Below are 25,183 nucleotides of genomic sequence, written 5' to 3'. Positions count from 1 at the left end.
GTTCCGGCCCGCGGCGGCGGTGCCGCCGTCTCCGCCGCGGGTCCGGCGAGGCGGGTCAGGACTCCTCGGGGAGCTCTCCGACGCGGTTCTCCCACTTGGTGGAGAGCACGATGGTGGTGCGGGTGCGGGACACCCCGTGAGTGCCGGAGAGCCGCCGGATGATGCGCTCCAGGCCGTCGACGTCCTTCGCGCGGGCCTTCAGCATGTAGCTGTCGTCGCCGGCGATGAACCAGCAGTCCTCGATCTCGGGCAGCTCCTTGAGCCGCTGGGCGACGTCCTCGTGGTCGGCGGCGTCGGAGAGCGAGATGCCGATCAGCGCGGTGACGCCGAGGCCGAGCGAGGCCGCGTCGACGGTGGCGCGGTAGCCGGTGATGACCCCGGCCGCCTCCAGCCGGTTGATGCGGTCGGTGACGCTGGGCCCCGACAGACCGACGAGGCGTCCCAGTTCCGCGTAGGAGGCCCGCCCGTTCTCCCTGAGAGCCTGGATGAGCTGCCTGTCCACGGCGTCCATGCGATCGATTGCCTTCCGGTGAGGTGTTCCTGCGCGAATGTGATCGATGACGTGTGCCCGGTGACGTGACCGGTAGTGCGGGGGGGGGTGGGGCGGCCGGCGGCGCCCCGGCGGGGGCGGGGGCCGGGGGCCGGCCCCGTGGCCGACGGGGGTACGGCGGTCAGCTCCCGGCGGACCTCGCCTCGCCGAGGCCGCCCTTCCACCGCCGGTAGAGCGTGTGCGGGACGCCCGCCGCGTCGAGCACCCGGCCGGCGACGAAGTCCACGAGGTCCTGGATGTGGGTGGCTCCCGCGTAGAAGGCCGGGGAGGCCGGGACGACGCTCGCCCCGGCGTCGTCCAGTGTGACCAGGTGCCGCAGCGTCTGTCCGTTGAGCGGCGTCTCGCGCACGGAGACCACCAGCGGGCGGCGCTCCTTGAGCGTCACGCTCGCGGCGCGCTGCAGCAGGTCCTTGGAGAGGCCCAGCGCCACACCGGCCACGCAGGCGGTGGAGGCGGGCACGATCAGCATCCCGCGGGCCGGATAGGAGCCGGACGAGGGGCCCGCGGCGAGGTCGCCGGCGGTCCAGTACCGGATGTCGCCCGGCGGCGGCGCGAAGGTGCCGGGCTTTCCGTCGGCGCCCCTGGCCAGCCAGGCGGACAGGTCGTCCTGCCAGTGGGCGTCGCGGAACGCGATCCCGGTCTCGTCCAGCAGGGTCAGCCGGGCCGCGCGGCTGACCACCAGGTCGACGCTCTCCCCGGCCTCGATCAGCCCGCGCAGTACCGCGGCCGCGTATGGCGTACCGGATGCCCCGGAGACCCCCACGATCCAAGGAGTCCGCCGCTTTTCCCCTGCGTTCACACCCTGAGCCTACCGGCGGGGCCCGACAGGTCCGGCAGGGGCGGGGCCGCGTCCGCCGGCCCGGGGCTACTCCCGCGCGGTGAACGTCCGGTGCGCCAGGTGCCGCACGTCCGGGTCCGGGTGACGGCGGAGCGTGCGCAGCAGGTCGCGCCACTCCTCGGGCCACTGCCCCCGCAGGCCGCCTTCGGTGGTGAGGGTGACGGCGAGGAGACCGGTGACGGTGCGGCCGTCGCCGGCCAGCCGTCGGACCGCCTCGGCCGCCCCCTCGCCGGCTTCCCCGGCGGTCCCGGGCCTCGCCGGGCGGTGGCGGGCCAGCTCGCCGGCGACCGTGACGGCCGCCTGCACGCCGAGGGGCTCCAGGGCGTCCGCCAGCTCCGACAGGGCGGCGAGGAGGACGTCCGGCCGGGCCGTGAGGTCGACCCGCCGGGAGACCAGCTGGGCGTGCTCGAACGCCAGCAGCGGCTCCTGGGCGAACAGGTCGGTGAGGGTTCGCGTGATGCCGTCGTGCCGTCCCGTCGTCCCCCACAGGCGCCGCAGCCGCTGCAGGGCGGGCAGGTCGCTCCGCTCCAGCGCCTCGTGGCCGCCCTCGGGGGTGTGCAGCAGGGAGAGCAGCCTGGTCACCGTCGTGTGGAGGACGCTGCCCTCCGCCGCCCCGCCCAGCGGGTGCGGCAGCTCCGACGCGGCGATCCCGAACAGGGCGTCCGCCGCGAACGACCAGGCGGAGATGCCCATGACGGAGCGGGCGCCGCCCACCAGGTCGCACACGGTGCGCGACAGCCGGTCGGCCATCGCCGCGTCGTGGCGCACCCAGGCGGCGAGGGTGTCGGCCGCCGAAGGAGGAAGGTCCAGGCCCGTCGTCAGGTGGGTGTCGTACGCCTCGCCCAGCAGGACGGCGAAACGCCGGCGGTGCTCCTCGGCGAACTCCCACGGCCGGAGGGCGAACAGTTCGCTCCGCACCCCCCACTCCGCGTCCCGTCCGCTGTCGGCCAGCACCTCCCAGGCGGACGCCTCACCGGCCAGCGCGGGGAGGACGCGGACGATCGCGGCGCGCACGTCCGCCTGGCTGTCCTCGGCGCCGAACGCCCCGGCCAGCAGCTCCCCCGCCTGCCCGGGCGGCAGGAACCGGGCGGCCAGGCGGGCCGCCTCCTTGCGGGAGGTCACCTTGGCGGGGCGCTGCCCGGTCAGGACCGCGCCCAGCGACGGTCCCAGGGCCGAGGGCGCGGTGAACCGGGCGGCACGCGCGGCGGCGTACACGGCCACCCGCGCGCGGTCGGTGCCGGCCTGCTCCAGCAGCACGGGCAGGGCGTCCTCGGGGCGGTCGGTCCAGGGCAGCGCGGCCAGCGCGGCCTCGGCGAGCACCACCTCCGGATCGTCGACGTGCCGCAGCGCGAGGCGGGCGCCCAGCTCCGGCAGGGGCGCGGCGGCGCGGATCACCGCGGCCCGCTCGTCCAGCGGGAGTGCGGGGTCGGCCGCGGTCCGCTCGGCCAGGCGGGCGGCGGCCCGTTGCCGGCGGGGCAGCCAGCGGCCGCCGTGGGCGAGGTCCGGCAGCGGGCGGCGGGCGTCCGGCGTCAGGAAGCGCCCGTACGGCGGCTCCTCGCCGAGCAGGACGTCCAGCAGGTCGGTGCGGCGGCGGGACAGCACCGCGAGCACGGGCGGCAGGACGGCGGCGGAGGGCTCCCGCCGCAGGAGCGCCTCGACCCGTCCGTCGCGGGTGCGCGGGTCGGCGAGCCACAGTTCGACGGCGGTGCGGAAGGTGTCGTCGTCACCGCGTTCCAGGGCGGTGACCAGGCGGTCCTGCAGCTCGGGCATCCGCCGGGCGCGGGGGCCGAGGGCGGCGGCGAGGCCGAGCAGCAGCCCGAAGTCGGCGCGGTCGGCGGCCGCGTCGAGCCAGGGGCGGAGCGTGTCCAGCACCTCGTGTTCCTGGCCGCGGCGGAGCACGCGGTGCAGGGGGCCGAAGTCGGGCGCGCCGGTGCGGCCGGTGAGCCGCTCCAGCGTGGCGAGCGCCCAGCCGCGGAGGGCGTCGGCGGCGCGCGGGGGCTCCCCCGCGGAGCGGGCTTCCGCGGCGCGCGGGGGCTCCGCGGCGGAGCGGGCTTCCGCGGCGCGCGGGGGCTCCGCGGCGGAGCGGGCTTCCGCGGCGCGCGGGGCGTCCGGCGTGGCAGGGGCGGTGGGGCCGGGGGCTGTGGCTGAGGCGGGGGCTGTGGCGTGGGTGTCGGCTGAGGCGGTGGCGGGGGCTGTGGCGTGGGCGGCGAGCACCCGGGTGGCCAGCAGCCGGAGCGCGTCCCGGGTGCCCGCGGAGGCGTCCCGGGCCTGGAGGGCGTCGGTCGCGATCGTCCGCAGCAGGGGCGCGTGGGCGGCGGTGAACACCGTGGGCCGGGCGTCGGCCAGCGCCTCCAGGGCCGCGCGCCGCACCGGATCCTGGTCGTTGCGGAGCCGGCTGCCCATGACCGTCAGCAGCTCGGTGACCGCGGCCTCGCCGCCGTCCAGGGTGGCGGCGCGCACGAACGGCGGCCAGGCCAGCTCCCGGTCGCCCGCCTCGCGGCGGCGCACGGCCGCCAGCAACTCCTCGCGGGCCTCGTCGTAGGCGCCGTGGGCGAGGGTGTCCAGGGTCTCCCACCAGAGGTCGTCCGGGTCGAACAGCGCGGCCAGTCGGCGTACCTCGGCGTGACGACGCTCACGGGGCAGCAGCGGGAGCACGTCGAGGCCCTCCCATGCGCTGCCCCCGCCGCTGCCCCCGCCCCGGGCCTCGTCGAGGAACGCCGGCCGGGCGGCCGGCGGCAGGGCCGTCAGCAGCGGCCGGATCCTGGTGGAGCGGTGCGCCCAGTGGCGGGCGAGCGCCACCAGGGACGCCCGTTCGGCCCGCACCAGCTTCCGCAGCACGCCGGGCGGGAGGGCCGGTTCCCCCCTCTCCGGCTCGCGCTCCGGGGCGACCAGCCACCGGGCGAGGCGGTCGGCGTCGGCGGTGACCAGCGCGGGGAACACGGGATGCAGCGCCACCGGGATGCTCGCCGGGCCGTGGCGCTCCAGCAGATCCATCACCCGGCCGGGACGTGCCGCGGCGAGTGCGGTCAGGGTGGGGGCGTGCTCCCGCCACCAGTTCTCGCGCTCCCTGCCGGCGCTCCGGTGGCCCGGCTCCGCGGCGAGGTGGTCCAGCACGGCGTCGGGGTGGCGGCGGGCCAGCGCCGGCCAGCTCCGCACGGCGTGCGCCAGGGCGGGAAGGTGCCGGGCGACAAAGGGGGTGGAGCAGCCTCGCAGCAGGCGGGCGGCCTCGTGGTCGCCCCACTCCTGGCGCAGGCGCGGCAGCAGGCGTTCGGCGAGCCCGGTGCGGGGGCCGGAGACGATCAGCGCGGCGAGGCGGTGGCGGAGCGCGTCCGGGGCGTCCCGGTAGGCCGCCTCGACGGCCTCGTCCGGCACCGGGAGGGTGCGGGCGGCGCGGTGCGCGTACCGGGCGACCACCTCGTCGGGGTCGGCGAGGCGTGCGGTCAGGAACGCCGCGTCCCGCCCGGCGAACGCGGCCAGCGCGGCCAGGCGGCGCTCGTAGGCGCCGCGGGCGTCGAGCTCGGTCAGCAGCTCGGCCAGTGCGCCGTCCCCCTGGCGGGCGAGGTCCCGGGCGGTGGTCGCGGTGAGGCGGAGGCCGGCCGGGAAGGACAACGGTTCCAGCGCTTCGAGCAACTGGTCGGCGGAGCTGGGCATGGGCGTGATTGTGTCCCGCCCGGTCGGGCGGGGCGAACGGATTTCGATCCGGTGCGCGGATCCGGGAACCGGACAAGGGGCGCAAAGCGTTCTGGGAGCAGGCGGTCCACCAGATCCACGACAGGGACGGGGGAGCCATGGCGGCCATCGACGGCGGTACGGGTACGGGACCCGGTGCGACGGTGTCGCGCGGGGGCCGGGCGCGGCTCGCCGGGAAGCTGATGCTGGGCTGGGTGGCCCTGCTGTGGGCGCTGGAGGTGGCCGACGTCCTGGCGGGGAACTCCCTGGACCGTTTCGGGGTGATGCCGCGGGATCCCGGCGAGCTGGTGGACGTCGTGCCCTCGGCGTTCGTCCACTTCGGTTTCGCCCATGTCGCCGCCAACACGGTCCCGCTGCTGGTGCTCGGCTTCCTCGCCGCCCTCGGCGGAATACGGCGGTTCCTCGCGGTGTGCGCGCTGATCGTGGTGGCCGACGGGGTCGGCGTGTGGCTCATATCCCCGGCCGGGGTGAACACGGCGGGGGTCTCCGGCGTGATCTTCGGCCTGTTCGGCTTCCTGCTGGTCTCCGGCTTCGTGGAGCGGCGGCCGCTGGGCGTCCTGGTCGCGGTGCTGATCACCGCGGTCTGGGGCGGTTCCGTCCTGGCCGGGCTCTCGCCGAACCAGACGGGCGTGAGCTGGCAGGGCCACCTGATCGGCCTGCTGGCCGGTGTCGCCGCCGCCTTCCTCCTGGCCCGCCGCCGACCCGTCGACGGGTGACCCCACGGGGCGCACCGGTCAGGGCGCCCCGCCTGCCCCGAGTGCCGCGGCGGGCGTCGGCCCCCGCTCCGTCCGGCCGCCGAGCGTCAACGCGTGCGGCCGCACACCGACAGGCCGAGCGGCGCGCGCCCTGCGCAGGGCGGTCACCGCCGGGCGGCCCCGCCCAGCCGCCGGGCGTCGGGAGGGGCGGCCACGCAGCACCACGTCGAGCAGCGCGCGCCCGTACCGGGTGGTGCCGACACCCGACCGTCGGGCGGACGACCGTGAGGCAGCCGCCGAACCCCGGCCCCGCCCGCCGGGCCGCCAGGCGGCAAGCACCCGGGCCACCGGGGGCGGAGACAGGCGCCAGGCAGCAGGCGCCAGGCGCCGGGCGAAGGCCCCGGGGCGTCAGAGGGTGAGGCCGCGGAGCGCCAGGTCGAGGAGGGCGCAGACGAACAGGGCGATGCCGATGAAGCCGTTGACGCTGAAGAAGGCCCGGTTGAGGCGGGAGAGGTCGTGCGGGCGGACGATGGTGTGCTCGTAGACGAACGCGCCGGCCACGATCAGCAGGCCCACCCAGTAGAAGAAGCCCGCCCCGGTGAGGAGGCCGAACCAGGCGAAGAGCGCGGTGGTGACGACGTGGCAGCCGCGGGCGCCCCAGATCGCCGCGGGGATGCCGAAGCGGGCGGGGACCGACTTCACGCCGATCTCCCGGTCCGTCTCGACGTCCTGGCAGGCGTAGATCAGGTCGAACCCGCCGATCCACACGCCCACGGCCACACCGAGGACGACGGCCTCCCAGGACCACTCACCGGTGACGGCCAGCCAGCCGCCCAGCGGCCCGATCGCCTGGGCGAGGCCCAGGATGGCCTGCGGGAAGTTGGTGAACCGCTTGCCGTAGGGGTAGACGACCATCGGGATCGCGGCGAGCGGCGCCAGCATCAGGCACAGCGGGTTGAGCAGCGCCGCCGTGGCCAGGAAGACGGCGAGCGCGACCAGCGCCCCCGTCCACGCGGTCCGCACCGACACCGCGCCGGTGACCAGCTCCCGCTGCGCCGTCCGCGGGTTCCGGGCGTCGATCTCCCGGTCGATGATCCGGTTCGCCGCCATGGCGAAGGTCCGCATGGCGACCATCGCGACGGTGACCAGCAGCAGGTCCACCCAGTGCACGGACCGGTCCACCGTGAACATCGCCGTCAGCGAGGCGATGTAGGCGAAGGGCAGCGCGAAGACCGAGTGCTCGATCATCACCAGGCGCAGGAACGCCCGCACCCGGCCGGGCCGCGACCCGGCGGGTACGGGACCGGAGGCGTCGGCGGCTTCAGCGGCGGCGGTCAAGGCCGTACTCCTTCCACCGGCGGTCGACCTTCGCCGCCGTCTCCGGATCGGACAGGACCATCTCGGGCCAGCCGCCGTCGCGGGTGTACCCCTCCTCGGGCCACTTGGCGGTCGCGTCGATGCCCGCCTTGCCGCCCCAGAACTGCTGGTACGAGGCGTGGTCCAGGTGGTCGACGGGGCCCTCCACGACCGTCAGGTCGCGGGAGTAGTCGGTGTTCCCCAGCGCCCGCCAGGCCACCTCGTGCAGGTCGTGGACGTCGCAGTCGGAGTCCACCACCACGATCAGCTTGGTCAGCGACATCATGTGGGCGCCCCAGATGGCGTGCATGACCTTCTGGGCGTGCTTCGGGTACTTCTTGTCGATCGAGATGATCGCGCAGTTGTGGAAGCCGCCCGCCTCGGGGAGGTGGTAGTCCACGATGTCCGGCACGATGATCTTCAGCAGGGGGAGGAAGAACCGCTCGGTGGCACGGCCCAGCGGACCGTCCTCGGTCGGCGGGCGGCCCACCACGATGGACTGCAGCAGCGGCTTCTTCCGCATGGTCACGCAGTCGATGGTCAGGGCCGGGAAGGGCTCCTGCGGGGTGTAGAAACCGGTGTGGTCGCCGAACGGCCCCTCCGGCAGCATCTCCCCCGGCTCCAGCCAGCCCTCCAGCACCACCTCGGCGTTGGCCGGGACCTGGAGCGGGACCGTCTTGCAGTCCACCATCTCGATCCGCCGTCCGGCGACGAACCCGGCGAACAGGTACTCGTCGATCCCGCCCGGCAGCGGCGCAGTCGCCGAGTAGGTCACCGACGGCGGGCAGCCGAAGGCGATCGCGACCGGCAGCCGCTCGCCCCGGCGGGCGGCCACCTGGTAGTGGTTGCGGCTGTCCTTGTGGATCTGCCAGTGCATGCCGATGGTGCGCTTGTCGTGGCGCTGGAGGCGGTAGAGCCCGAGGTTGCGGACCCCGGTCTCCGGGTCCTTGGTGTGGGTCAGGCCCAGGTTGAAGAACGCGCCGCCGTCCTGGGGCCAGGTGAAGAGCGCCGGAAGCTGCTCGAGGTCGACGTCGTCGCCGGTGAGCACGACCTCCTGCACGGGGCCGTCCTTCACCTTCTTCGGCGGCACGTGTGTCATGGTGCCCAGCTTCCCGAACGCCTCGCGGACCCCCACGAAACCGTGCGGAAGCTCCGGCTTGAGCAGGCCGCCGATGGTCTCGCCGATCTCCTCGTACGACTTCAGGCCGAGCGCCTTCAGCAGGCGGCGGTCGGTGCCGAAGACGTTCATCGCGAGGGGCATGGCGGAACCGCGCACGTTCTCGAAGAGCAGCGCCGGCCCGCCCGCCTTCTGGACCCGGTCGACGATCTCACCGATCTCCAGATGGGGGTCGACCTCGGCCGACACCCGCTTCAGGTCTCCGTCGCGCTCCAGGGCCCGCAGGAAGGAGCGAAGATCGTCGTAAGCCATGCCCCCCAGTATCACCGAGGGCCCCTCGGGCTCCGCGTCCGCCCCTCGGACGAAGCACTCGCCCAGCCGCTACCCTGGGTGACGTCACGGGTCGGCCTCCGCCGTCCCGCCGTCGTTGCCTGGGGGAACGCCCGTCATGCTGAGGATCCTGCCGCTGCTGCTGGTGCTGGCCCTGACCATCTACGCGTTCATCGACTGTCTGAACACCCCGGAGGAAGACGTCCGGGTACTGCCCAAGCCGGTGTGGGCCCTGGTGATCCTGCTGCTGGGCACGGCGCTGATCGGGCCGGTCGCGTGGCTGGTCGCGGGCAAGGTCCGCCACGGGGCGGGCGCCGAAGGGCGTTCGCCGGGGATGCGGGGCGGTCGGCGCCGGCGGTTCGTCGCGCCGGACGACAACCCGGACTTCCTGAAGTCGCTGGGGGACGAGTCGCGCAAGAAGCGGGAGGAGCCGCAGGACCCGTCCGACGGTGACCCGCGCGACGGCAAGCGCGACGGCAAGCGCGACGAGGACACCCCCGAGGCCTGACCCCGCCGCGCACGACGGAACCGCCCCACCACGAGCGCGCCAGAGACCGAGGAGGACCGACGCCGGTGTCCGGGACGCTCGAACTGCGGCTGCTCGCGACCTTCGAGAAGGTCGCGACCCGCCTCAGCTTCACCCGGGCCGCCGCCGACCTGTCGTACGCGCAGTCCACGGTGACCGCGCAGGTCCGCGCCCTGGAACAGGACCTCGGCGTCGAGCTCTTCGACCGCCTCGGCAGCCGCATCCGGCTCACCGAGGCCGGGGAGCGGCTGCTCCCCTACGCCCGCCGCCTGCTGGACCTCGCCGACGAGGCCCGTGCCGCCGCCGTCGCGCCCGGCGAGCCGTCGGGGCAGCTCACCGTCGGCACCATCGAGTCCCTGACGTCCTACCGGCTGCCGCCGCTGTTCGAGCTGTTCCACCACCGCTACCCGGGCATCCGGCTCTCGCTGCGCACCACCGGCGGCGACGAGACCCTGGACGCGCTGCGCCGCGGCCTCTACGACCTCGGCTTCCTGATGGAGGCCCGGACCGAGCACGCCGGGCTGGAGACGGTGGTGCTGCTGACCGAGCCGCTCGTCCTGGTCGCCGCGCCCGGCCATCCGCTGGCCGGACGGTCGCTCGCCACCGCGGAACTGCGCGGGGAGCCGCTGCTGGCCGTGGAGTCCGGCTGCGCGTTCCGCGACCTCTTCGAGGCCGAGCTGAACGCCGACGCCCCGCGGCCGGTCGCGTTCCGGGAGTTCGGCACCGTGGAGGCCACCCGGCGCGCCGCGGCGACCGGCCTGGGGATCGCCCTGCTCCCCGAGGTCGCGGTCGCCGACCTGCTGGCCGCCGGGACGCTTCAACGCCTCGACTGGCGCCCGCCGTTCACTCTCCACTCGCAACTGGCGTGGCGCTCCGGGAAGCAACTGACGCCGGCCGCGCGTCTGTTCGTGGAACGGACCCGGCAACTACTGCGGGAGCAGCGGGCTTCCGAAGGGTGACCCGCAGGCTCGCCCAGACGATCAGCGGCAGCCCCAGTGCCTGCAGCGGGCCCATGTGGTGCCCGTAGACCACCCAGTCGGTCAGCATCGCCACCGCCGGGTAGACGAAGGCCAGCACCGCGATCTTCGGCGTGGAGAGCTTGGCGTAGGCGGCGTACATCAGCACGTACATCACACCGGTGTGGAAGACCCCCAGCGCCACCAGCCAGCCCCAGGAGCCGGCCCCCGCGCCGCTCATCGCGCCCAGGTCGGCGAAGGGCAGCAGCAGCGGGATGCCGACGAGGACCTGCACCAGCGCGATCAGGTGCGGGCGCACCCCGTTCACCCGCTTGACCACCAGCGTGGCCAGTCCGTACAGCACGGCCGCGCCCAGCGCCTGACCGATGCCCAGCAGGTAGTCGCCGCCGCCCCCGGTCAGGTCGGGCGGCCGCACCCCCGAGACCAGGACCAGGCCGACGAAGGCCACGCCCACCCGGCCGAGGGTCGCGGCGGTCAGCCGCTCCCGGAAGAGCAGGGCGCCGAACACCACCACGAAGAACGGCTGCATGTGGTAGACGACCGAGGCCACCGAGATCGAGGTGTTGCCGTACGCCTCGAACAGCAGGATCCAGTTCCCGACGATGAACAGCCCCGCCAGCACGGTCAGGGCCAGGCTCCGCCGGGTGAACCCGTGCCCCCGCGTCCAGCCGCGGGCCGCGACGTAGGCGCCGAGTGCCAGCGCGCCGAACAGCACCCGGAAGAACACCACGTTGAGCGAGGAGGCCCCCGACTCGACCACGAACACCCCGATCGTCCCGGACAGCACCATGGCGGCGGTGAGCTGGGCGATCCCCTTCGTCTCTGTTGTCATGCCGCCGAAGCTACGGCCCGGGCGTCACGGAGGGCCACGCCGTACTCCGCCGGGATGCCGATGGGGCCATCGACCGAGCCGATGACCCCAGGTGGGAGCGGGTTTCCGCCACCGCAGGCGGGAGCCACCGCAGGCGGGAGCTACCGCAGGCGGGAGGAGGACAGGATCGAGAAGAGGTGCGCCGGGACCATCACCCAGGTCACCGCGGCGAGCACCACCAGGGCGATCCGCGTGGCGTCCAGGGAGCCGAGGGCGGCGTCCACCACGGCGGTGGCCAGGAGGACCAGCGAGGCCTCGATGCCGTTGGTCAGCCGGTGGATCTTGAACGCGGCGGCCACCCGGCGCAGCGTGGCGACGCCCTCGGAGCGCGGCCGGGTGGACTCGTCGTCGGCCACGGCCAGTCCGCGGCGGGCGCGGGCGACGTCCACCAGGTCGGTGGAGGCCTTCAGCAGGACGACGCCCATCGCGGTGAACAGGCCCAGCGCGACCCAGCCGTCGAAGCCGCCGCCCTCGCCCCAGCCGGCGGCCCGGAAGCCGGCGCCGGCCAGCAGCGCGGCGTCGGCCAGGTAGGCGCCGAGGCGGTCGACGTAGATGCCGGCCGCGCTGTTCTGGCCCTTCCAGCGCGCGACCTCGCCGTCGACGCAGTCGAAGAGCAGGAACAGCTGGAAGAGCACGGCGGCCAGGACCGCGCCGGTGAGCCCGGGGATCAGCAGGGCGGCTCCCGCGGCGACCCCGCAGACCACCATCGTCCAGGTGAGCGCGTCCGGGGTGACCGGCGTCCGCACCAACTGGCGCGTCACCCGCAGGGAGATCGCCCGCATGTACATCCGGCCGGCCCAGTGCTCGCCGTTGCGGCTGGCCAGCTTGGCCTGCGGCTGGCAGACCTCCCGAAGCTCCTCCAGGACCGGGGCAGCAGCCACCATCTTCACGCGTTCCTTCCACCGACGGGCTGAGAGACGGCCAGGGTAGAGGAGGCCCCCGGAACGCCTGGAGCCGCCCCCTCGGCGGGGGCGGCTCCAGGTGCGTTCCGGGGGCGGCGCGTCACTCGACGCCGGCGTAGGAGTGCTTGCCGGAGACGAAGATGTTGACGCCGTAGTAGTTGAACAGCCAGCAGCCGAAGGCGATCAGCGCCAGGTAGGCGGCCTTACGGCCCTTCCAGCCGGCGGTGGCCCGGGCGTGCAGGTAGCAGGCGTAGGCGATCCAGGTGATGAACGACCAGGTCTCCTTGGGGTCCCAGCCCCAGTAGCGGCCCCAGGCGTCGCCCGCCCAGATGGCGCCCGCGATGATCGTGAACGTCCACAGCGGGAAGACCGCGGCGTTGACCCGGTAGGCGAACTTGTCCAGCGAGGCGGCGGCGGGCAGCCGCTCCAGGACCGAGGTGGCGAACCGGCCCGGCGTGCCGCCGGAGGCCAGCTTGTTCTCGTAGGAGTCGCGGAACAGGTAGAGGATCGTGGAGACCGCCGCCACGTAGAACACCGCGCCGCAGAGGATGGCGGTGGAGACGTGGATGTACAGCCAGTACGAGTGGAGCGCCGGGACGAGCTGGTCGCTCTCGGTGTACAGCACGGTGACCGCGAGACCGAGGTCCAGCAGGACCACCGTGATCAGCGGCAGGCCCATCCAGCGCACGTTCTTGCGGAAGGCCAGCAGGACCAGGTAGACGCCGACGGCCACCGTGGTGAAGGTGATGTTGAACTCGTACATGTTGCCCCACGGCGCCCGCTGCACCGACAGCGCGCGGGTGAGCACGCCGCCGAAGGCGAGCAGGAAGCCGAGGACGGTCAGCGAGACCGCGATCCGGCCGTAGAGGTCGCCCTTCTCGTCACCGCCGTGCGCTCCGGGGCCGTCCGGGACGTCGGCGCGGGAGGAGGCCGAGGACCGGACGACGACCTCGGGTCGCTCCATCACGGCCGTGCCGCCGGCCTTCTTCACCGTGACGGCCGGGGCGGCGGAGGCGGCCGGGGCCGCCTGGTCGCCCGCCGTCAGCGCGGCGGCCGTTCGGGCCACCTTGCTGCGGCTGCCGAAGATCCACTCGAAGATGTAGGCGAAGAAGGCCAGGGTGTACACGGCCATCGCGGAGTAGATCAGCAGATTGCTGAGCTCCGCGAGACTCTCGTTGGTGCTGGCGGCGAGCGTCGTCACTTGTCAGCCCCTTCAGGGGAAGGTACGGGGGATTCTTCGGAGTCGCGGTCGGAGCCGGGATCGGAGTCGGCCCCGGAGGCGGGGTCGGCGTCGGTGCCGGAGGCGGGGTCGGCGTCGGTGCCGGTGCCGGCCTCGGAGGCGGCGGTGGGCGCCCGGTCGTGCACCAGGCCGACCAGCTCGCCGAGCTCCTGCGGCAGGCGCGCCGACTCGCTGCGGCCCAGCCCGGCCATCTCGACGACGGTCCCGCCCCCGTCACCGGGGACGGCGCGCACCCACACGCGGCGGCGCTGGATGAACAGCGAGCCGGAGAGACCGGCGATGGCGACGATCGCGCCGCCCAGCGCCCAGCCGCCGGCGGGCTGCTGCACGATCTGGAAGTTCGCCCACTCCTTGATCTCCTTCTCGAAGGTGATCGAGCCGGCGCCGTCGGGCAGCTCCATGGTCTCGCCGGGCAGCAGCATCTTCCGGAGGATGTCGCCGTTCTCGTCCTTGAACTGCTTCAGCTTCCGGTCGTCGAGCTGGTACACGTTCTGCGGGATGCCCGAGTCCACGCCCAGGCTGCCGTGGAAGCCGGCGACCGCGAGGACCGGGTACTCCAGCGCGGGGAACTGGGAGAACATCGTCCCCTTGCCCTGACCGGCGAAGGTCGGCACGAAGACCGTGGAGAAGCCGAGCTGCTCCTCCTCGCCCTTCGGGTTGCGGTAGCCGTCCAGCACCTTCACCGCGCCCTGCGAGGTGATGTTCTGGTCGATCGGCAGCATCGGCACCGGCTGGGAGTAGACGACCTCTCCCTCGCCGTCCCGCACCGTCACCACCGGCGCGTAGCCGTGGCTGGTCAGGTAGACCTTGGAGCCGCCGATCTCCAGCGGCTTGTTGACCTCGACGACCTTCTTCTTCTCCGCCCCGTCGACGCCCTCGCGGTAGGTGAGCTCGGCCTCGTAGGTCCGCGGGGTGCCGCGGTTGGGTCCGGAGGTGGCGTAGGTGGCGCGGAAGTCCTGCAGGTCGAAGCTGAACGGCTCGAGGTCGTCGTAGGAGAAGAGGCTCCCGTAGCGGAGGTCGTCGTACTGCACGGGCGTGTTGGCGAAGCCGTCGCCCTCGACGATCAGCTTGTTGCCCTCGGACTTGAACAGCTCGCCCCAGCCGAAGGCGACCAGCATCACGATCAGCGCCAGGTGGAAGGCGAGGTTGCCGAGTTCGCGCAGGTAGCCCTTCTCCGCGGCGACCGCGTCACCCACCGCGTCGACGCGGAACCTGCGGCCCTTGAGCACGCCGAAGGCCGCCTGCCGCACCTTCTCGGGCGCCTCGTCGGTGCGCCAGGTGGTGTACGCCGGCATCCGGTCCAGCCGCCGCGGGGCGCCCGGCGGCCGTCCGCGGAGCTGGCCCACGAACTGCCAGGTGCGCGGGACGATGCAGCCGATCAGCGAGACGAACAGCAGGATGTAGACCGCGGAGAACCAGACCGAGCTGTACACGTCGAACATGCCCAGCGCGTCGTAGACCGGCGACAGCGTGGTGTGCTCCTCGCGGAACTGCTCGACCTTCATCGGGTCGATGCCGTTCTGCGGGATCAGCGATCCGGGCACGGCGGCCAGCGAGAGCAGCAGGAGCAGCAGCAGCGCCGTCCGCATCGAGGTCAGCTGGCGCCAGAACCAGCGCACCCAGCCGGTGATCTCCCGGCCGGTCCAGGTGATCCACCCCCAGGGGCCGGGGGCGCGGCGGCCGCCGAAGGAGCCCGGCATCGCGGTCGACGCCGCGTCCTCCACCGGCGCGGTGGACAGCCGGGTCTGCGCCTCGGTGTCGCCCGCCTCGCCGGCCGGTTCGGTGGTCGTGGTGTCGCTCATGGATCAGATCCCCGGTGTGAAGCCGTTGGCCCAGCCCTGCATGTGCTGCACGAGCAGGTCCCAGACACCGGTGAGCAGGAGCACACCGGTCACGATCATCATGGTGCCGCCGATGCGGAGCACCCAGACGTAGTGCCGCTTGACCCAGCCGAAGGCGCCCAGCGCCTTGCGGAAGGCGACGGCGGCCAGCACGAACGGCAGGCCCAGGCCGAAGCAGTAGGCCACGGTCAGGACGGCCCCGCGCCCGGCGCTCGCCTGGTCGCTGGAGAGCGCCAGCACGGACGTCAGCGTGGGGCCGATGCAGGGCGTCCAGCCGATGCCGAACAGCGCCCCGAGCAGCGGCGCGCCCGCGAGACCCGCGGCGGGCCTGCGGTGGAAGCGGAACTCGCGCTGGGTCAGCCAGGGCATCAGCCCCATGAAGAAGACGCCCAGCGCGATCATCAGCACGCCGAGGACCTTCGACAGCACGCCGCTGTACTCCTGCAGGGTCTGCCCGAAGTAGCCGAACAGCGCGCCCGTGGAGACGAAGACGACGGTGAAGCCCAGCACGAACAGCGAGGCCCCGGCCGCCATCCGGCCGCGCCGCGCCTCCGCCAGGTCGGTGCCGGTGACGCCGGTGACGTAGGAGAGGTAGCCGGGCACCAGAGGCAGCACGCACGGCGAGAAGAAGGAGACGAGTCCGCCGAGCACCGCGATGGGCAGGGCCAGCAGCAGGGCCCCGCTCATCACGGTGCCGGTCACGTCCACGGCGAGGAGCGTCACGTCACTTCTCCGCCAGCACCGGGTCGAGCATCTCGCGCAGCTTCTCCTCGCTCTGCGCCCCGAGACCACGCGCCGCGATCCGGCCGTCCCGGTCGATGATCAGCGTGGTGGGGACGGCCTGCGGGTTGAGCGTGCCCTTGTCGAAGCGGAGCAGCAGCCGGCCCGTCGGGTCGTACAGGCTCGGATACGTGATCCCCTCCTCCTCCTCGAAGGCGAGGGCGGGCTGGACGGCGGCGTCGCGGGTGTTGATGCCCACGAACTGGACGCCCTGGTCCTTCGTCTCCTCGGAGACCTTCACGAAGTGCTTGGCCTCGGCGCGGCACGGGGCGCACCAGGAGCCCCACACGTTGAGGACGAGCACCTTGCCCTGGTAGTCGGCCGTGTCGAGCTGTCCGCCGTCCAGCGTCTCGCCCTGCAGCCGGGGAGCGGCCCGGCGCTCGCCCTTCGCGACGGTCGAGATGCCGCTGTCGCTGGTGACGAAGTTGGTTCCGCTGCCGGAGGCGGGGCCGCCGCCGTCACTGTCCGAGCCGCACGCCGACAGCAGCAGCGCGGCGGCAGCGGTGGCTGCGGCGAGCCCGGTGCGGCGGTGGCGGCGGTGCTCACGACGCTTGTGGCCAGTCATGTGAAAAGTTTCGCATGTCCGTTCCGGGGATCTTGGGGACCCCCCTCGGCCCCGCGAACCCCCACCTCAGCGGGGGTTCGCGGGCCTGCTCCGCCGGTCGGGCCTCAGGCGCCGAACGCCTTCTGGCCGCCCTTGACCGGCTTGGCGCCGGCCAGCAGGTGGGCGGGCACCAGGTCGCGGGCCGGCTCGCTGTAGCCGACGGCCACGATCCGGTCGCCCTCGTAGGTGAAGGAGGTCAGCGAGGCCAGGGTGCACTCCCGGCGCCGCGGGTCGTGCCACAGCCGCCGGCCCTCGATCGCGGACCGCACGATCCAGATCGGCAGCTGGTGGCTGACCAGCACCGCCTCGTGGCCCCGGGCGGCCGCGGCGGCGGCGTCCATCGCCGCCCGCATGCGCGCGACCTGCACGGCGTAGGGCTCGCCCCAGGACGGCTTGAACGGGTTGAACAGGTGCTTCCAGTTGCCCGGCCGCTTCAGCGCGCCGTCGCCGACCCCGAAGGTCTTGCCCTGGAAGACGTTCTCCGCCTCGATCAGCCGCTCGTCGGTGTCCAGCTCCAGCCCGTGCGCCTTGGCGATGGGCGTGGCCGTCTCCTGCGCCCGCTCCAGCGGGGAGGCGCAGACGTACGTGATGTCACGGGGTGCCAGGTGCTCGGCGACCCGGTCGGCCATCTTCCGGCCGAGCTCGGACAGGTGGTAGCCGGGCAGCCGGCCGTAGAGGAGCCCGCTGGGGTTCTCCACCTCGCCGTGGCGCATCAGGTGGACGACGGTGACGTCCTTCGTGCCGCCGGTGGACGCACTCATGCCGTGGCCTCCGCGGCGGCGCGGGCGGCGGCGGGCAGCGCGGCGGCCACCCGCTCCAGGGCGGCGTCGTCGTGGGCCGTGGACAGGAACCAGCTCTCGAAGGCGGACGGCGGCAGGTAGACCCCGCTCGCCAGCATCGAGTGGAAGAAGGCGGTGAAGCGGAACGCCTCCGCGGCCTTGGCGTCCTCGTAGTCGCGCACCGGCCGGTCGGTGAAGAACACCGAGAACATGTTGGAGGCGCTCTGCACGGTGTGCGCGACGCCCTCCTTGTTCAGGGCGTCGGTGACCATCGCCCGCAGCCGCTCCGAGGTGGCGTTCAGCTTCGCGTAGGCGGCGTCGTCGAGGAGCCGCAGCTGGGCCAGGCCGGCGGCGGTGGCGACGGGATTGCCGGAGAGGGTGCCCGCCTGGTAGACGGGGCCGGCCGGGGCGAGGTGCGCCATCACGTCGGCACGGCCGCCGAACGCCGCGGCGGGGAAGCCGCCGCCCATCACCTTGCCGAAGGTCATCAGGTCCGGGACCACGCCGTCGACGCCGAACCAGCCGGCCTTCGAGGTGCGGAACCCGGTCATCACCTCGTCGGAGACGTACAGCGCGCCGTTCTCGGCGCACAGGTCCTTCAGGCCCTGGTTGAAGCCGGGCAGCGGCGGGACCACGCCCATGTTGCCGGGCGAGGCCTCGGTGATCACACAGGCGATCTCGCCCGGGTGCGCCGCGAAGGCGGCGCGCACGGCGTCGAGGTCGTTGTAGGGCAGCACGATGGTGTCGCCGGCCTGCGCGCCGGTGACACCGGGGGTGTCGGGCAGCGCGAAGGTGGCGACGCCCGAACCGGCCGCGGCCAGCAGCGAGTCCACGTGGCCGTGGTAGCAGCCGGCGAACTTCACGACCTTGGAGCGGCGGGTGAAGCCGCGGGCCAGGCGGATCGCGGACATGGTGGCCTCGGTGCCGCTGGAGACCAGGCGGACCTGCTCCAGCGGGGCGATCCGCGCCACCATCTCCTCGGCCAGCGCGACCTCGCCCTCGCCGGGCGTGCCGAACGAGGTGCCGCGGGACACGGCCTCCTGGACGGCGGCGATCACCTCGGGGTGGGAGTGGCCCAGGATCATCGGACCCCACGAGCACACGAGGTCCACGTACTCGCGGCCGTCGGCGTCGGTGAGGTAGGGACCGCTGCCGGAGACCATGAAGCGGGGCGTGCCGCCCACGGCGCGGAAGGCGCGCACCGGCGAGTTCACACCTCCGGGCGTCACGGCTGCCGCTCGGTCGAACAGCGCCTGCGAGGCAGGGGCTTCGTAGGGGTAGGACGGAACGGTCATGGCCTGCGGCTTCTCCGGATCTCCGACTGCGGTTACGGGGGACTCCCTCAGGGTAGGCCAGCCGTCGTGACCCGACCCCGGGGCACGGGGGGTGGGCCGGTGACCCGGCCCCCGCGACGGCACCGATCCCGTCCGGAGATAACGGAGCGTGGCCTCCGCCCATCTGCGAGACTGTGACGTGAACCCCGTGCGCGTTCCTCCCACCGGGTCTTCTCCTGTGTACGTTTCGTGGGACGGCCGTGGGGGAGGTCACTGACACGATGAACGGGTGATCGGGTTGCGCGGCGGGGGCGACGCGTCCTAGAACAGCAGTCGGGTGGAGATATGCATCGCGGTGGCGGACTGGGCGAGGGGACTGGCGACCTGGGTCCTCGGCGTTCCCGTCGGGGCAGGCACCGGCGCGAGGCGGAGGAGTCGACGGAAGCGGCCGAGGCCGCGGCCCGCCGGGCGGGCGCGCAGAGTGACGGCGCCGAGAAGCCGGCGGGACCCGTGGCGAGGAGCAGCCGGTTGGGCGTGACGTACAAGTACTTCGGCGCGCCGAGCGGCGCGGCGGCCGCCCGTGTCCCGGAGACCATGCGCCCGGAGGAACTCGGCGGCGACGAGCTCGGCATGGGTGGCCTCTTCACCCGGATCAAGCCCGAGACGGTGGCCGCGATGGTCCTCACCGGCATCGAGGGCGTCCCGCTGCACAAGGTGCCGCCGCTGGAGCTGGTCGTGCTGCGCCCGCAGTACGCCGTGGTCAAGCTGCCCATGACGACCGTGGACCCGCTGCGGGGCATAGGCGAGGAGGCGGTGGGCGCGGCGGCGTTCATCTGGTCCACGGTCCCCGACCGTGGCGGCCCCCGTGACGCGTACAACGTCTACCAGCTGCTCCACGAGTGGCAGGACTTCAGCCACCGCCTCCACGAGGCGGGCCACCAGCCGTACTGCCTGGTCTGGCCCTGACCCCGCCCCGCCGCGGGGGGCCGCGGACCGGAGGGCCCGAGGGGGCCCCGCCGGTGGCGGGGCCCCCTCGTCGCCGGTGTCCCGGCGCTGTCGCACGGCAGGTCAGGCCTGCGTGCCGGCCTTCCTGCGGCGGACGGCGAGGACGGCGCCCGCGCCCAGCAGGACGGCGGCCGCACCCGCGGCGGCCGTCATCGGGAGCGCCGGGTCGCTGCCGGTGTCGGCGAGGGTGCCGGTGATCCGCTGGGCACCGCCCTGCGGCTTGGTCCGGTCGTTCTTGCCGGCCGGGTTCGGCTTGTCACCGGTCGTCGGGGCCGGCTTCGGGTCCTTCGGCGGCGTGGTGCCGGCCGCGAGGACCGTGAACTCGTAGATGTCGCCGTTGTAGTAGCAGGTGGCGTTGTCGCCCTCGTACACCGCGGAGGTGAAGGCGATGGACTCGCCGGCCGGGGCCTTGGCGCTCACCCGGATGCGGAGCTCGGCGGTGATGCTGGCGCCGTCCGGGACGTCCGTGAGGTAGCCGGCGAAGCTGCCGGTGAAGCCGTGGCCGAGCTGGAACTCGTCCGTCCAGCGGTCCTCGATCTTGAACTGGATCTCGGCCAGTCCCTCGGCCAGTCCCTCGTTGGCGTCGTACTCGACACCCAGGTCGACCCAGAGCTTGTCGAGCTCCTTGCCGGTGTCGTTGGTGACGGTCAGGGAGAAGTCGTCCCAGCCGGAGCCGGCGACGATCTTGTTGGGCAGGCCGGTGACCTTGGTCTTCAGGCCCTCGTCGATCTCGCCGTCCTCGCAGGACGGGTACTCCTCGATCGGGGCCTCCTCGACGGGGTTCTCGTCCTCGCCCGGCTCCTCGTCGTCGCCCTGGTCCTCGCCCTGGTCGCCCTCGCCCTGGTCCTCGCCCTGGTCATCGCCCTGGTCCGGGGTCTCCGGGGTGTCGCCGGGGTTCTCGGCGTCGCCGTCCTCCGGCGTGGTGCCGTCCGCGGGGTCGCCGGCCGGCGCCTCGGCGTCGTCCGCCGGGGTCTCCGGCGTGGTGTCGCCGCCGCCCTCGCCGCCGGCGGCCGGGTCCTCGGTCTCCCCGGAGCCGGTGGCACCCTCGCCGGTGCCGTCGGTGCCGCCGTCGTTCTGCGTCCGGACGGGCGGAGCGGTGTCCTCGGCGAACGCCACCGGCGCCGACAGCAGGGTCAGCGGGGCGATGACGGCCGTGGCCGCAGCGACGGCCATGGCACGGCGGAGCTTCATGTGCACCTCTTGGGGGTCGTGGAGGACCACGGGGTCGGCACCCGGACGTGGCCAGTGTTACGGGTGGTGTGACCGGCTTGTCCGACGAAAGGTTGTACGACCCCTCACGCCTTTTTCACCTGGTGCAATTCCGCCCACTCCCCCGCCGCCTCCCGGACCTCCCGCCGGCCCTGCACGGCGGCCCTGACCCGCAGGGCGACGGAGCCCGCCGCCCCCGCCGCGCCGAGCACCAGCCAGCCCGGACCCCCGGCCGGGAGGACCACGGCGGTGAGCGCCACCGTGGTCCAGGCCACCAGGCAGGCGGCCGCCGCGCTGCGGCAGGAACGGGGGCGGTCCGCCGCCCCCGCCCTCAGTTCCAGCAGGGCGGGCACGTACCAGACGTATCCGGCGAGCGCGACGGCCGCGACGCCCAGGGCGAGCACTCCGGAGGCCACCTCACCTCACCGCCTCGATCTCGCGGTCCCCGATGCCGGGGTGGTGCAGGTCGAACGCCGGCGACTCGGAGCGGATCCGCGGAAGCCGCGTGAAGTTGTGCCGCGGCGGCGGGCAGGAGGTCGCCCACTCCAGCGAGCGCCCCCAGCCCCAGGGGTCGTCCACGCCGACCGGCCGGCCGTACTTCGCGGTCTTCCACACGTTGTAGAAGAACGGCAGCAGGGACAGGCCGAGCAGGAAGGACCCGACCGTGGACACCGTGTTGAGGGCGGTGAACCCGTCGGCGGCCAGGTAGTCGGCGTACCGGCGCGGCATGCCCTCGGCGCCGAGCCAGTGCTGGACGAGGAAGGTCAGGTTGAAGCCGGCCGTCAGCGTCCAGAAGGTGATCTTGCCGAGCCGTTCGTCGAGCATCTTGCCGGTGAACTTGGGCCACCAGAAGTGGAAGCCGGCGAACATCGCGTACACCACCGTGCCGAAGAGCGTGTAGTGGAAGTGCGCGACCACGAAGTACGAGTCGGAGACGTGGAAGTCCAGCACCGGCGAGGCCAGGATGACGCCGGTGAGGCCGCCGAAGAGGAAGGTCACCAGGAAGCCGACCGCCCACAGCATCGGCGTCTCGAAGGAGAGCGAGCCCCGCCACATGGTGCCGATCCAGTTGAAGAACTTCACGCCGGTCGGCACCGCGATCAGCATCGTCATGAAGGCGAAGAAGGGCAGCAGCACCCCGCCGGTGACGTACATGTGGTGCGCCCACACGGTGACCGAGAGGCCGGCGATCGCGACCGTGGCGCCCACCAGGCCCATGTAGCCGAACATCGGCTTGCGGGAGAAGACCGGGATCACCTCCGAGACGATCCCGAAGAAGGGCAGCGCCAGGACGTAGACCTCGGGGTGGCCGAAGAACCAGAACAGGTGCTGCCAGAGCAGCGCGCCGCCGTTGGCCGCGTCGAAGATGTGTGAGCCGAACTTCCGGTCCGCCTCCAGGGCGAAGAGGGCCGCCGCCAGCACCGGGAAGACCAGCAGGATCAGCACGCCGGTGAGCAGCACGTTCCAGGTGAAGATCGGCATCCGGAACATGGTCATGCCGGGGGCGCGCATGCAGATGATCGTGGTGATGAAGTTGACGGCGCCCAGGATCGAGCCGAAGCCGGACAGGGCCACGCCCATGATCCACAGGTCGGAGCCGATGCCCGGGGAGTAGAGCTCCGAGGAGAGCGGCGCGTAGAGGAACCAGCCGAAGCTGGCGGCGCCCTGCGGGGTGAGGAAGCCGAACGCCGCGATCAGCGAGCCGAACAGGAACAGCCAGAAGGACAGCATGTTCAGCCGGGGGAAGGCGACGTCCGGCGCGCCTATCTGCAGCGGCATGATCCAGTTGGCGAAGCCGGTGAACAGCGGCATGGCGAACATCAGCAGCATGATCGAGCCATGCATGGTGAAGGCCTGGTTGAACTGCTCGTTGGAGAGGATCTGGGTGCCGGGCCGGGCGAGTTCGGCGCGCATCACCAGGGCCAGCACACCGCCGACGATGAAGAAGGCCAGCGCGCTGACCAGGTACATCGTGCCGATCTTCTTGTGGTCGGTGGTGGTCAGCCACTCGACCCAGTTCGGCCGCCGGGCGGGCGCCGGGGCGGGACCGGTGGCCGGGGCGGGACCGGTGGCCGGGGCGGGGCCGGGGGCCGGTGGTGGTCCGGCGGCGGCCTTCCGCCCGTCCGTCTGTGCTGGCTGTGCGGTGTCCACCGGGTCGTCCTCCCGAAGAGCTGGTGCGTCCGGCGGAACCGGGAAGCCGCTCCTCCGGGGGAGAGGACCGTGCCGGCCTCCCCGGTCCGCCGCCGCTCATGCTCCTGCCCGGGAACGTCCGCCCCCCAGGGCCCTGGGACCCCTGGCCGCACAGCGAAAGTCCCTGGCGGCCCGGGTCCCAGGTCCCGGGGCGCCAGGGACTTCGGTCCCCGCGGTCAGAGCGCCGGCGCCGGCTGCTCGTCGGTGGTCTTCGGCGACTCGGCGTCGTCGGACACCGGCACCTTGACCCAGACCGCCTCCGAGGGGACACCGCGCCCGTCGACGGCGGTGAGCATGTACCAGCCGGGCGGCACCAGCGACGGGTCCTCGGGCAGCGTCACCTTCACCCGGTCCCGCTCCTTGGTGAACTTCAGCGCGATCGACCGCTGCTCCACGTTGGTGACGTGGGTGAAGGAGCCCGGCCGGATCAGCCGCATCCGCTCGATCCGCCGCGCGTCGGGGCTGGCGTAGGTGGTCGACCCGCCCAGTTCGACCGTGCGCCGGGGGTCGCCGCCCAGGCGGGGGCGCCGGCCGTCCTGGTGCAGGTAGGGCGGGGTGTAGATCTCCAGCCGCTGCTCGAAGACGCCCGGCTTGGAGTCGGCCTTGTCGGAGAAGAGCGAGTCCGAGCCGAACGTCATGACCCGCCCGTCCGGCAGCAGCAGGCCGCCGGAGTGGTAGTTGCGGCCCACCAGCGGCTCCGCCGCCTCCGTGAACCGGTTCTCCGCCGGGTGGTAGATCGAGGCCTTCAGCACGTTGCTGTCGCCCTTGCCCCGGTAGTCGCCGGAGCCGTTGGTGACCAGCACGGTGTCGTCCGGCAGGATCACCGCGGACGGGTACCGGGCCTTGGCGTACAGGTCGGGTCCGGCCACGAACCGCGGGTCGTCGGCCGTGAGGTCCACCAGCCCGGTGCGCGCGGTCGACCTCGGGCTCTCGCCCACTCCCCCGCCGCCCATCACCATGTAGCGCTGCCGCTGGGCGGGCGGCAGCAGCACCGACATCGAGGTCTCCGTGATCGTCGGGTCCTCGAGCCCCGGCACCTCGGTGAACGCCCCGCTGTCCAGGTCCCACAGGCCCGGGACGCGGCCCTTGTCGGCCGGTCCGTAGCCGGCGTTCGAACCGGTGTAGAAGATCTTGCCGCTCCCGGCCAGGAAGAGCGCCGGGTAGGTCGGGAAGAACCGCGACTTGGGGAGGAACTCCCAGTCCTTCTTCCTGGGGTCGTAGACCTCGTTCTTGCCCGGGACCACCTGTCCGATCTCGTCCAGCCCGGAGACGGAGAGGACCTTGCCGTCCTCCAGCGTGGTCAGCGTCGGGTACCAGCGGGCCTCGTGCATCGGGTCGACCTTGATGTACTTCTCGGCCACCGGGTCGAACTCGTAGGCGTCCTTGATCCCCTGGAAGTCCTTCTTGTCGAAGGAGAGCTTCTGCGCGATGCCGTAGACGTTCCGCTTCTCCTTGCCCTTCAGGCCCTTGATCCGGTACTGGTCCTGGGCGCCGGTCTGGTGGCGGGGCCCGTCCTGGGTCGCCTCCACGTACACCCGGGCGGAGGAGGCGGTGACGGTCACCTTGCCGGTGTCGGGGTCCACCTCCTTCTCGGCGCGCGGCACCACGATGCCGGCCTGCGAGGTGAAGGTCTTGCCGCTCTCCTTGCCGGTGAAGAGGGTGCCCTCGGGGAGCGTCTTGGGCTTGTCGGGGTTCTCGTTGTAGACGATCATCAGGCCGCCGGCCCGCTTGACGTCGCCCTTCAGCGTCTCGTACCGCTGGGTCCCCCCGGCGACCAGCAGGTTGCCGCCGGGGAGCTGGGCGTGCCCGGCGCAGAACAGGTCGATGGGCGTCTCGACGTTCTTGAAGGTGTTCTTGACCGGGTCCCACACCACGGTGCGGAAGGTCTTGGCGTCGAACATCTTGGCGTTGTTGCCGGACCCGGCGATCAGCAGCACCTTGCCGGTGTGCAGCAGCGCGGCGTGGATGGTGTTGATCCGGAACTGCTTCGGGACGTCCACGATCCGCCAGTGGCCGCGGTCCGCCTTGTACGACGGTTGTTCGATCAGATAGGCGTGGTAGGTGCGGGTCGTGAAGTCGTAGACCGCGGGGGCGTTCAGACCGGCCAGGACCAGCACTCCCGCGGCGCCGAGAACGGTCCGGCGGATCCGCGGACGGCGGTTCGTTTCTGCCATGTGGGTGACTTCCGGAAAGGTTGGGCTGACGTTGGCTGATCCCCACCCCGGGCACACCATCTGATGGCTCATCAGATGTTGAGCTTCTGGGAGGATCGTAGGAACATCCGCTTCTCACTCTCGGCAATGAAACGCCACGGAGCGTCACGGGGCCCGTTCGGCGGTGCGGGGCGCACCGGACGCGAGAAGACGAGGAACACGCGCAGCGGCAGCAGCACCACGCCGAGGTTCATCC

Annotated in this window: 21 protein-coding genes; 4 read left to right on the top strand and 17 right to left on the bottom strand. The window is 73.0% G+C overall.

Going from position 1 to position 25,183, the window contains the following annotated elements:
- Positions 1–55: 55 nt before the first annotated feature.
- The 3 genes from ABZ836_RS00105 to ABZ836_RS00095 all read right to left on the bottom strand — a co-directional run bounded on the left by ABZ836_RS00105 (position 56) and on the right by ABZ836_RS00095 (position 5,039).
- Positions 56–511 (bottom strand): Lrp/AsnC family transcriptional regulator, encoded by a 456-nt coding sequence (locus tag ABZ836_RS00105; RefSeq protein WP_356137216.1) that lies wholly within the window; start codon positions 509–511, stop codon positions 56–58.
- Between the two features lie 160 nt (positions 512–671).
- Positions 672–1,349, bottom strand: coding sequence for a UbiX family flavin prenyltransferase (locus ABZ836_RS00100; RefSeq protein WP_356137218.1), 678 nt, complete (start codon positions 1,347–1,349; stop codon positions 672–674).
- Positions 1,350–1,415: 66 nt separating this feature from the next.
- On the bottom strand, positions 1,416–5,039 hold the full coding sequence (locus ABZ836_RS00095) for a hypothetical protein (protein ID WP_361138002.1): 3,624 nt from the start codon (positions 5,037–5,039) through the stop codon (positions 1,416–1,418).
- 137 nt (positions 5,040–5,176) lie between these two features.
- Here ABZ836_RS00095 and ABZ836_RS00090 point away from each other — a divergent pair, with 137 nt between their 5' ends.
- Complete coding sequence (locus tag ABZ836_RS00090) at positions 5,177–5,794, top strand: rhomboid family intramembrane serine protease (RefSeq protein WP_361138000.1); 618 nt, start codon at positions 5,177–5,179, stop codon at positions 5,792–5,794.
- A gap of 387 nt (positions 5,795–6,181) precedes the next feature.
- Here ABZ836_RS00090 and mqnP read toward each other — a convergent pair whose 3' ends face one another.
- Together mqnP and ABZ836_RS00080 are read right to left on the bottom strand one after the other, a co-directional pair.
- The gene (gene mqnP / locus ABZ836_RS00085) at positions 6,182–7,111 is read right to left on the bottom strand and encodes a menaquinone biosynthesis prenyltransferase MqnP (protein ID WP_361137998.1); all 930 of its coding nucleotides are present in this window, start codon (positions 7,109–7,111) and stop codon (positions 6,182–6,184) included.
- Positions 7,095–8,558: a menaquinone biosynthesis decarboxylase gene (locus ABZ836_RS00080; protein WP_356137226.1), complete on the bottom strand. Its 1,464-nt coding sequence runs from the start codon at positions 8,556–8,558 to the stop codon at positions 7,095–7,097. The genes mqnP and ABZ836_RS00080 overlap by 17 nt, the downstream gene beginning before the upstream one ends.
- Positions 8,559–8,694: 136 nt before the next feature.
- Here ABZ836_RS00080 and ABZ836_RS00075 point away from each other — a divergent pair, with 136 nt between their 5' ends.
- Together ABZ836_RS00075 and ABZ836_RS00070 are read left to right on the top strand one after the other, a co-directional pair.
- Complete coding sequence (locus tag ABZ836_RS00075; RefSeq protein ID WP_356137228.1) at positions 8,695–9,084, top strand: PLD nuclease N-terminal domain-containing protein; 390 nt, start codon at positions 8,695–8,697, stop codon at positions 9,082–9,084.
- A 65-nt stretch (positions 9,085–9,149) separates the two neighbouring features.
- Positions 9,150–10,061 (top strand): LysR family transcriptional regulator, encoded by a 912-nt coding sequence (locus ABZ836_RS00070; RefSeq protein ID WP_361137996.1) that lies wholly within the window; start codon positions 9,150–9,152, stop codon positions 10,059–10,061.
- Here ABZ836_RS00070 and ABZ836_RS00065 read toward each other — a convergent pair.
- The 8 genes from ABZ836_RS00065 to hemL form a co-directional block, all read right to left on the bottom strand.
- Positions 9,946–10,911, bottom strand: coding sequence for a DMT family transporter (locus ABZ836_RS00065; protein ID WP_361137994.1), 966 nt, complete (start codon positions 10,909–10,911; stop codon positions 9,946–9,948). The two genes, ABZ836_RS00070 and ABZ836_RS00065, sit on opposite strands and share 116 nt — an antisense overlap.
- Before the next feature lie 140 nt (positions 10,912–11,051).
- The gene (locus ABZ836_RS00060) at positions 11,052–11,831 is read right to left on the bottom strand and encodes a CDP-alcohol phosphatidyltransferase family protein (protein ID WP_356137332.1); all 780 of its coding nucleotides are present in this window, start codon (positions 11,829–11,831) and stop codon (positions 11,052–11,054) included.
- 121 nt (positions 11,832–11,952) lie between these two features.
- Entirely contained in the window at positions 11,953–12,984 is a 1,032-nt protein-coding gene (gene ccsB, locus ABZ836_RS00055) for a c-type cytochrome biogenesis protein CcsB (RefSeq protein WP_361138508.1), read from the bottom strand.
- Positions 12,985–13,049: 65 nt separating this feature from the next.
- The gene (locus ABZ836_RS00050) at positions 13,050–14,894 is read right to left on the bottom strand and encodes a cytochrome c biogenesis protein ResB (protein WP_361137992.1); all 1,845 of its coding nucleotides are present in this window, start codon (positions 14,892–14,894) and stop codon (positions 13,050–13,052) included.
- Positions 14,895–14,897: 3 nt separating this feature from the next.
- Positions 14,898–15,620: a cytochrome c biogenesis protein CcdA gene (locus ABZ836_RS00045; RefSeq protein ID WP_356137336.1), complete on the bottom strand. Its 723-nt coding sequence runs from the start codon at positions 15,618–15,620 to the stop codon at positions 14,898–14,900.
- Positions 15,621–15,657: 37 nt separating this feature from the next.
- Positions 15,658–16,278 carry a TlpA disulfide reductase family protein gene (locus tag ABZ836_RS00040; RefSeq protein WP_356137236.1) on the bottom strand — a complete coding sequence of 207 codons (621 nt, stop codon included), beginning with the start codon at positions 16,276–16,278 and terminating at the stop codon, positions 15,658–15,660.
- Positions 16,279–16,382: 104 nt separating this feature from the next.
- Positions 16,383–17,078, bottom strand: coding sequence for a histidine phosphatase family protein (locus tag ABZ836_RS00035; RefSeq protein ID WP_356137238.1), 696 nt, complete (start codon positions 17,076–17,078; stop codon positions 16,383–16,385).
- On the bottom strand, positions 17,075–18,391 hold the full coding sequence (gene hemL, locus ABZ836_RS00030) for a glutamate-1-semialdehyde 2,1-aminomutase (protein ID WP_356137240.1): 1,317 nt from the start codon (positions 18,389–18,391) through the stop codon (positions 17,075–17,077). Before hemL ends, ABZ836_RS00035 begins: the two co-directional genes overlap by 4 nt.
- Positions 18,392–18,715: 324 nt before the next feature.
- Between hemL and ABZ836_RS00025 the strand changes: the two genes are divergently transcribed.
- Positions 18,716–19,336 carry a hypothetical protein gene (locus tag ABZ836_RS00025; RefSeq protein WP_356137242.1) on the top strand — a complete coding sequence of 207 codons (621 nt, stop codon included), beginning with the start codon at positions 18,716–18,718 and terminating at the stop codon, positions 19,334–19,336.
- 102 nt (positions 19,337–19,438) lie between these two features.
- Here the strand turns inward: ABZ836_RS00025 and ABZ836_RS00020 are convergent, their stop codons facing one another.
- The 4 genes from ABZ836_RS00020 to ABZ836_RS00005 form a co-directional block, all read right to left on the bottom strand.
- Positions 19,439–20,566: an LPXTG cell wall anchor domain-containing protein gene (locus tag ABZ836_RS00020; protein WP_361137989.1), complete on the bottom strand. Its 1,128-nt coding sequence runs from the start codon at positions 20,564–20,566 to the stop codon at positions 19,439–19,441.
- Between the two features lie 104 nt (positions 20,567–20,670).
- Positions 20,671–21,000, bottom strand: coding sequence for a hypothetical protein (locus ABZ836_RS00015; protein WP_361137987.1), 330 nt, complete (start codon positions 20,998–21,000; stop codon positions 20,671–20,673).
- Between the two features lies 1 nt (position 21,001).
- Positions 21,002–22,735, bottom strand: coding sequence for a cytochrome c oxidase subunit I (gene ctaD, locus ABZ836_RS00010; protein ID WP_361137985.1), 1,734 nt, complete (start codon positions 22,733–22,735; stop codon positions 21,002–21,004).
- A gap of 215 nt (positions 22,736–22,950) precedes the next feature.
- Positions 22,951–24,948, bottom strand: a complete 1,998-nt coding sequence (locus tag ABZ836_RS00005; RefSeq protein WP_361137983.1) for a kelch motif-containing protein — start codon at positions 24,946–24,948, stop codon at positions 22,951–22,953.
- Positions 24,949–25,183 lie beyond the last annotated feature (235 nt).

This window comes from Streptomyces sp. NPDC047130 (assembly GCF_040643475.1).
Lineage (GTDB): Bacteria > Actinomycetota > Actinomycetes > Streptomycetales > Streptomycetaceae > Streptomyces.
This window is presented reverse-complemented; position numbering and strand designations above follow the sequence as displayed.

Excerpts from the sequence above, each read along its gene's own strand:
- ABZ836_RS00105 (WP_356137216.1), bottom strand. The coding sequence starts at position 511 with ATGGACGCCGTGGACAGGCAGCTCATCCAGGCTCTCAGGGAGAACGGG.
- ABZ836_RS00095 (WP_361138002.1), bottom strand. The coding sequence starts at position 5,039 with ATGCCCAGCTCCGCCGACCAGTTGCTCGAAGCGCTGGAACCGTTGTCC.
- ABZ836_RS00090 (WP_361138000.1), top strand. The coding sequence starts at position 5,177 with ATGGCGGCCATCGACGGCGGTACGGGTACGGGACCCGGTGCGACGGTG.
- ABZ836_RS00080 (WP_356137226.1), bottom strand. The coding sequence starts at position 8,558 with ATGGCTTACGACGATCTTCGCTCCTTCCTGCGGGCCCTGGAGCGCGAC.
- ABZ836_RS00075 (WP_356137228.1), top strand. The coding sequence starts at position 8,695 with ATGCTGAGGATCCTGCCGCTGCTGCTGGTGCTGGCCCTGACCATCTAC.
- ABZ836_RS00065 (WP_361137994.1), bottom strand. The coding sequence starts at position 10,911 with ATGACAACAGAGACGAAGGGGATCGCCCAGCTCACCGCCGCCATGGTG.
- ccsB (WP_361138508.1), bottom strand. The coding sequence starts at position 12,984 with ATGGCCGTGTACACCCTGGCCTTCTTCGCCTACATCTTCGAGTGGATC.
- ABZ836_RS00050 (WP_361137992.1), bottom strand. The coding sequence starts at position 14,894 with ATGAGCGACACCACGACCACCGAACCGGCCGGCGAGGCGGGCGACACC.
- ABZ836_RS00045 (WP_356137336.1), bottom strand. The coding sequence starts at position 15,620 with ATGAGCGGGGCCCTGCTGCTGGCCCTGCCCATCGCGGTGCTCGGCGGA.
- ABZ836_RS00040 (WP_356137236.1), bottom strand. The coding sequence starts at position 16,278 with ATGACTGGCCACAAGCGTCGTGAGCACCGCCGCCACCGCCGCACCGGG.
- ABZ836_RS00035 (WP_356137238.1), bottom strand. The coding sequence starts at position 17,078 with ATGAGTGCGTCCACCGGCGGCACGAAGGACGTCACCGTCGTCCACCTG.
- hemL (WP_356137240.1), bottom strand. The coding sequence starts at position 18,391 with ATGACCGTTCCGTCCTACCCCTACGAAGCCCCTGCCTCGCAGGCGCTG.
- ABZ836_RS00025 (WP_356137242.1), top strand. The coding sequence starts at position 18,716 with ATGCATCGCGGTGGCGGACTGGGCGAGGGGACTGGCGACCTGGGTCCT.
- ABZ836_RS00020 (WP_361137989.1), bottom strand. The coding sequence starts at position 20,566 with ATGAAGCTCCGCCGTGCCATGGCCGTCGCTGCGGCCACGGCCGTCATC.
- ABZ836_RS00005 (WP_361137983.1), bottom strand. The coding sequence starts at position 24,948 with ATGGCAGAAACGAACCGCCGTCCGCGGATCCGCCGGACCGTTCTCGGC.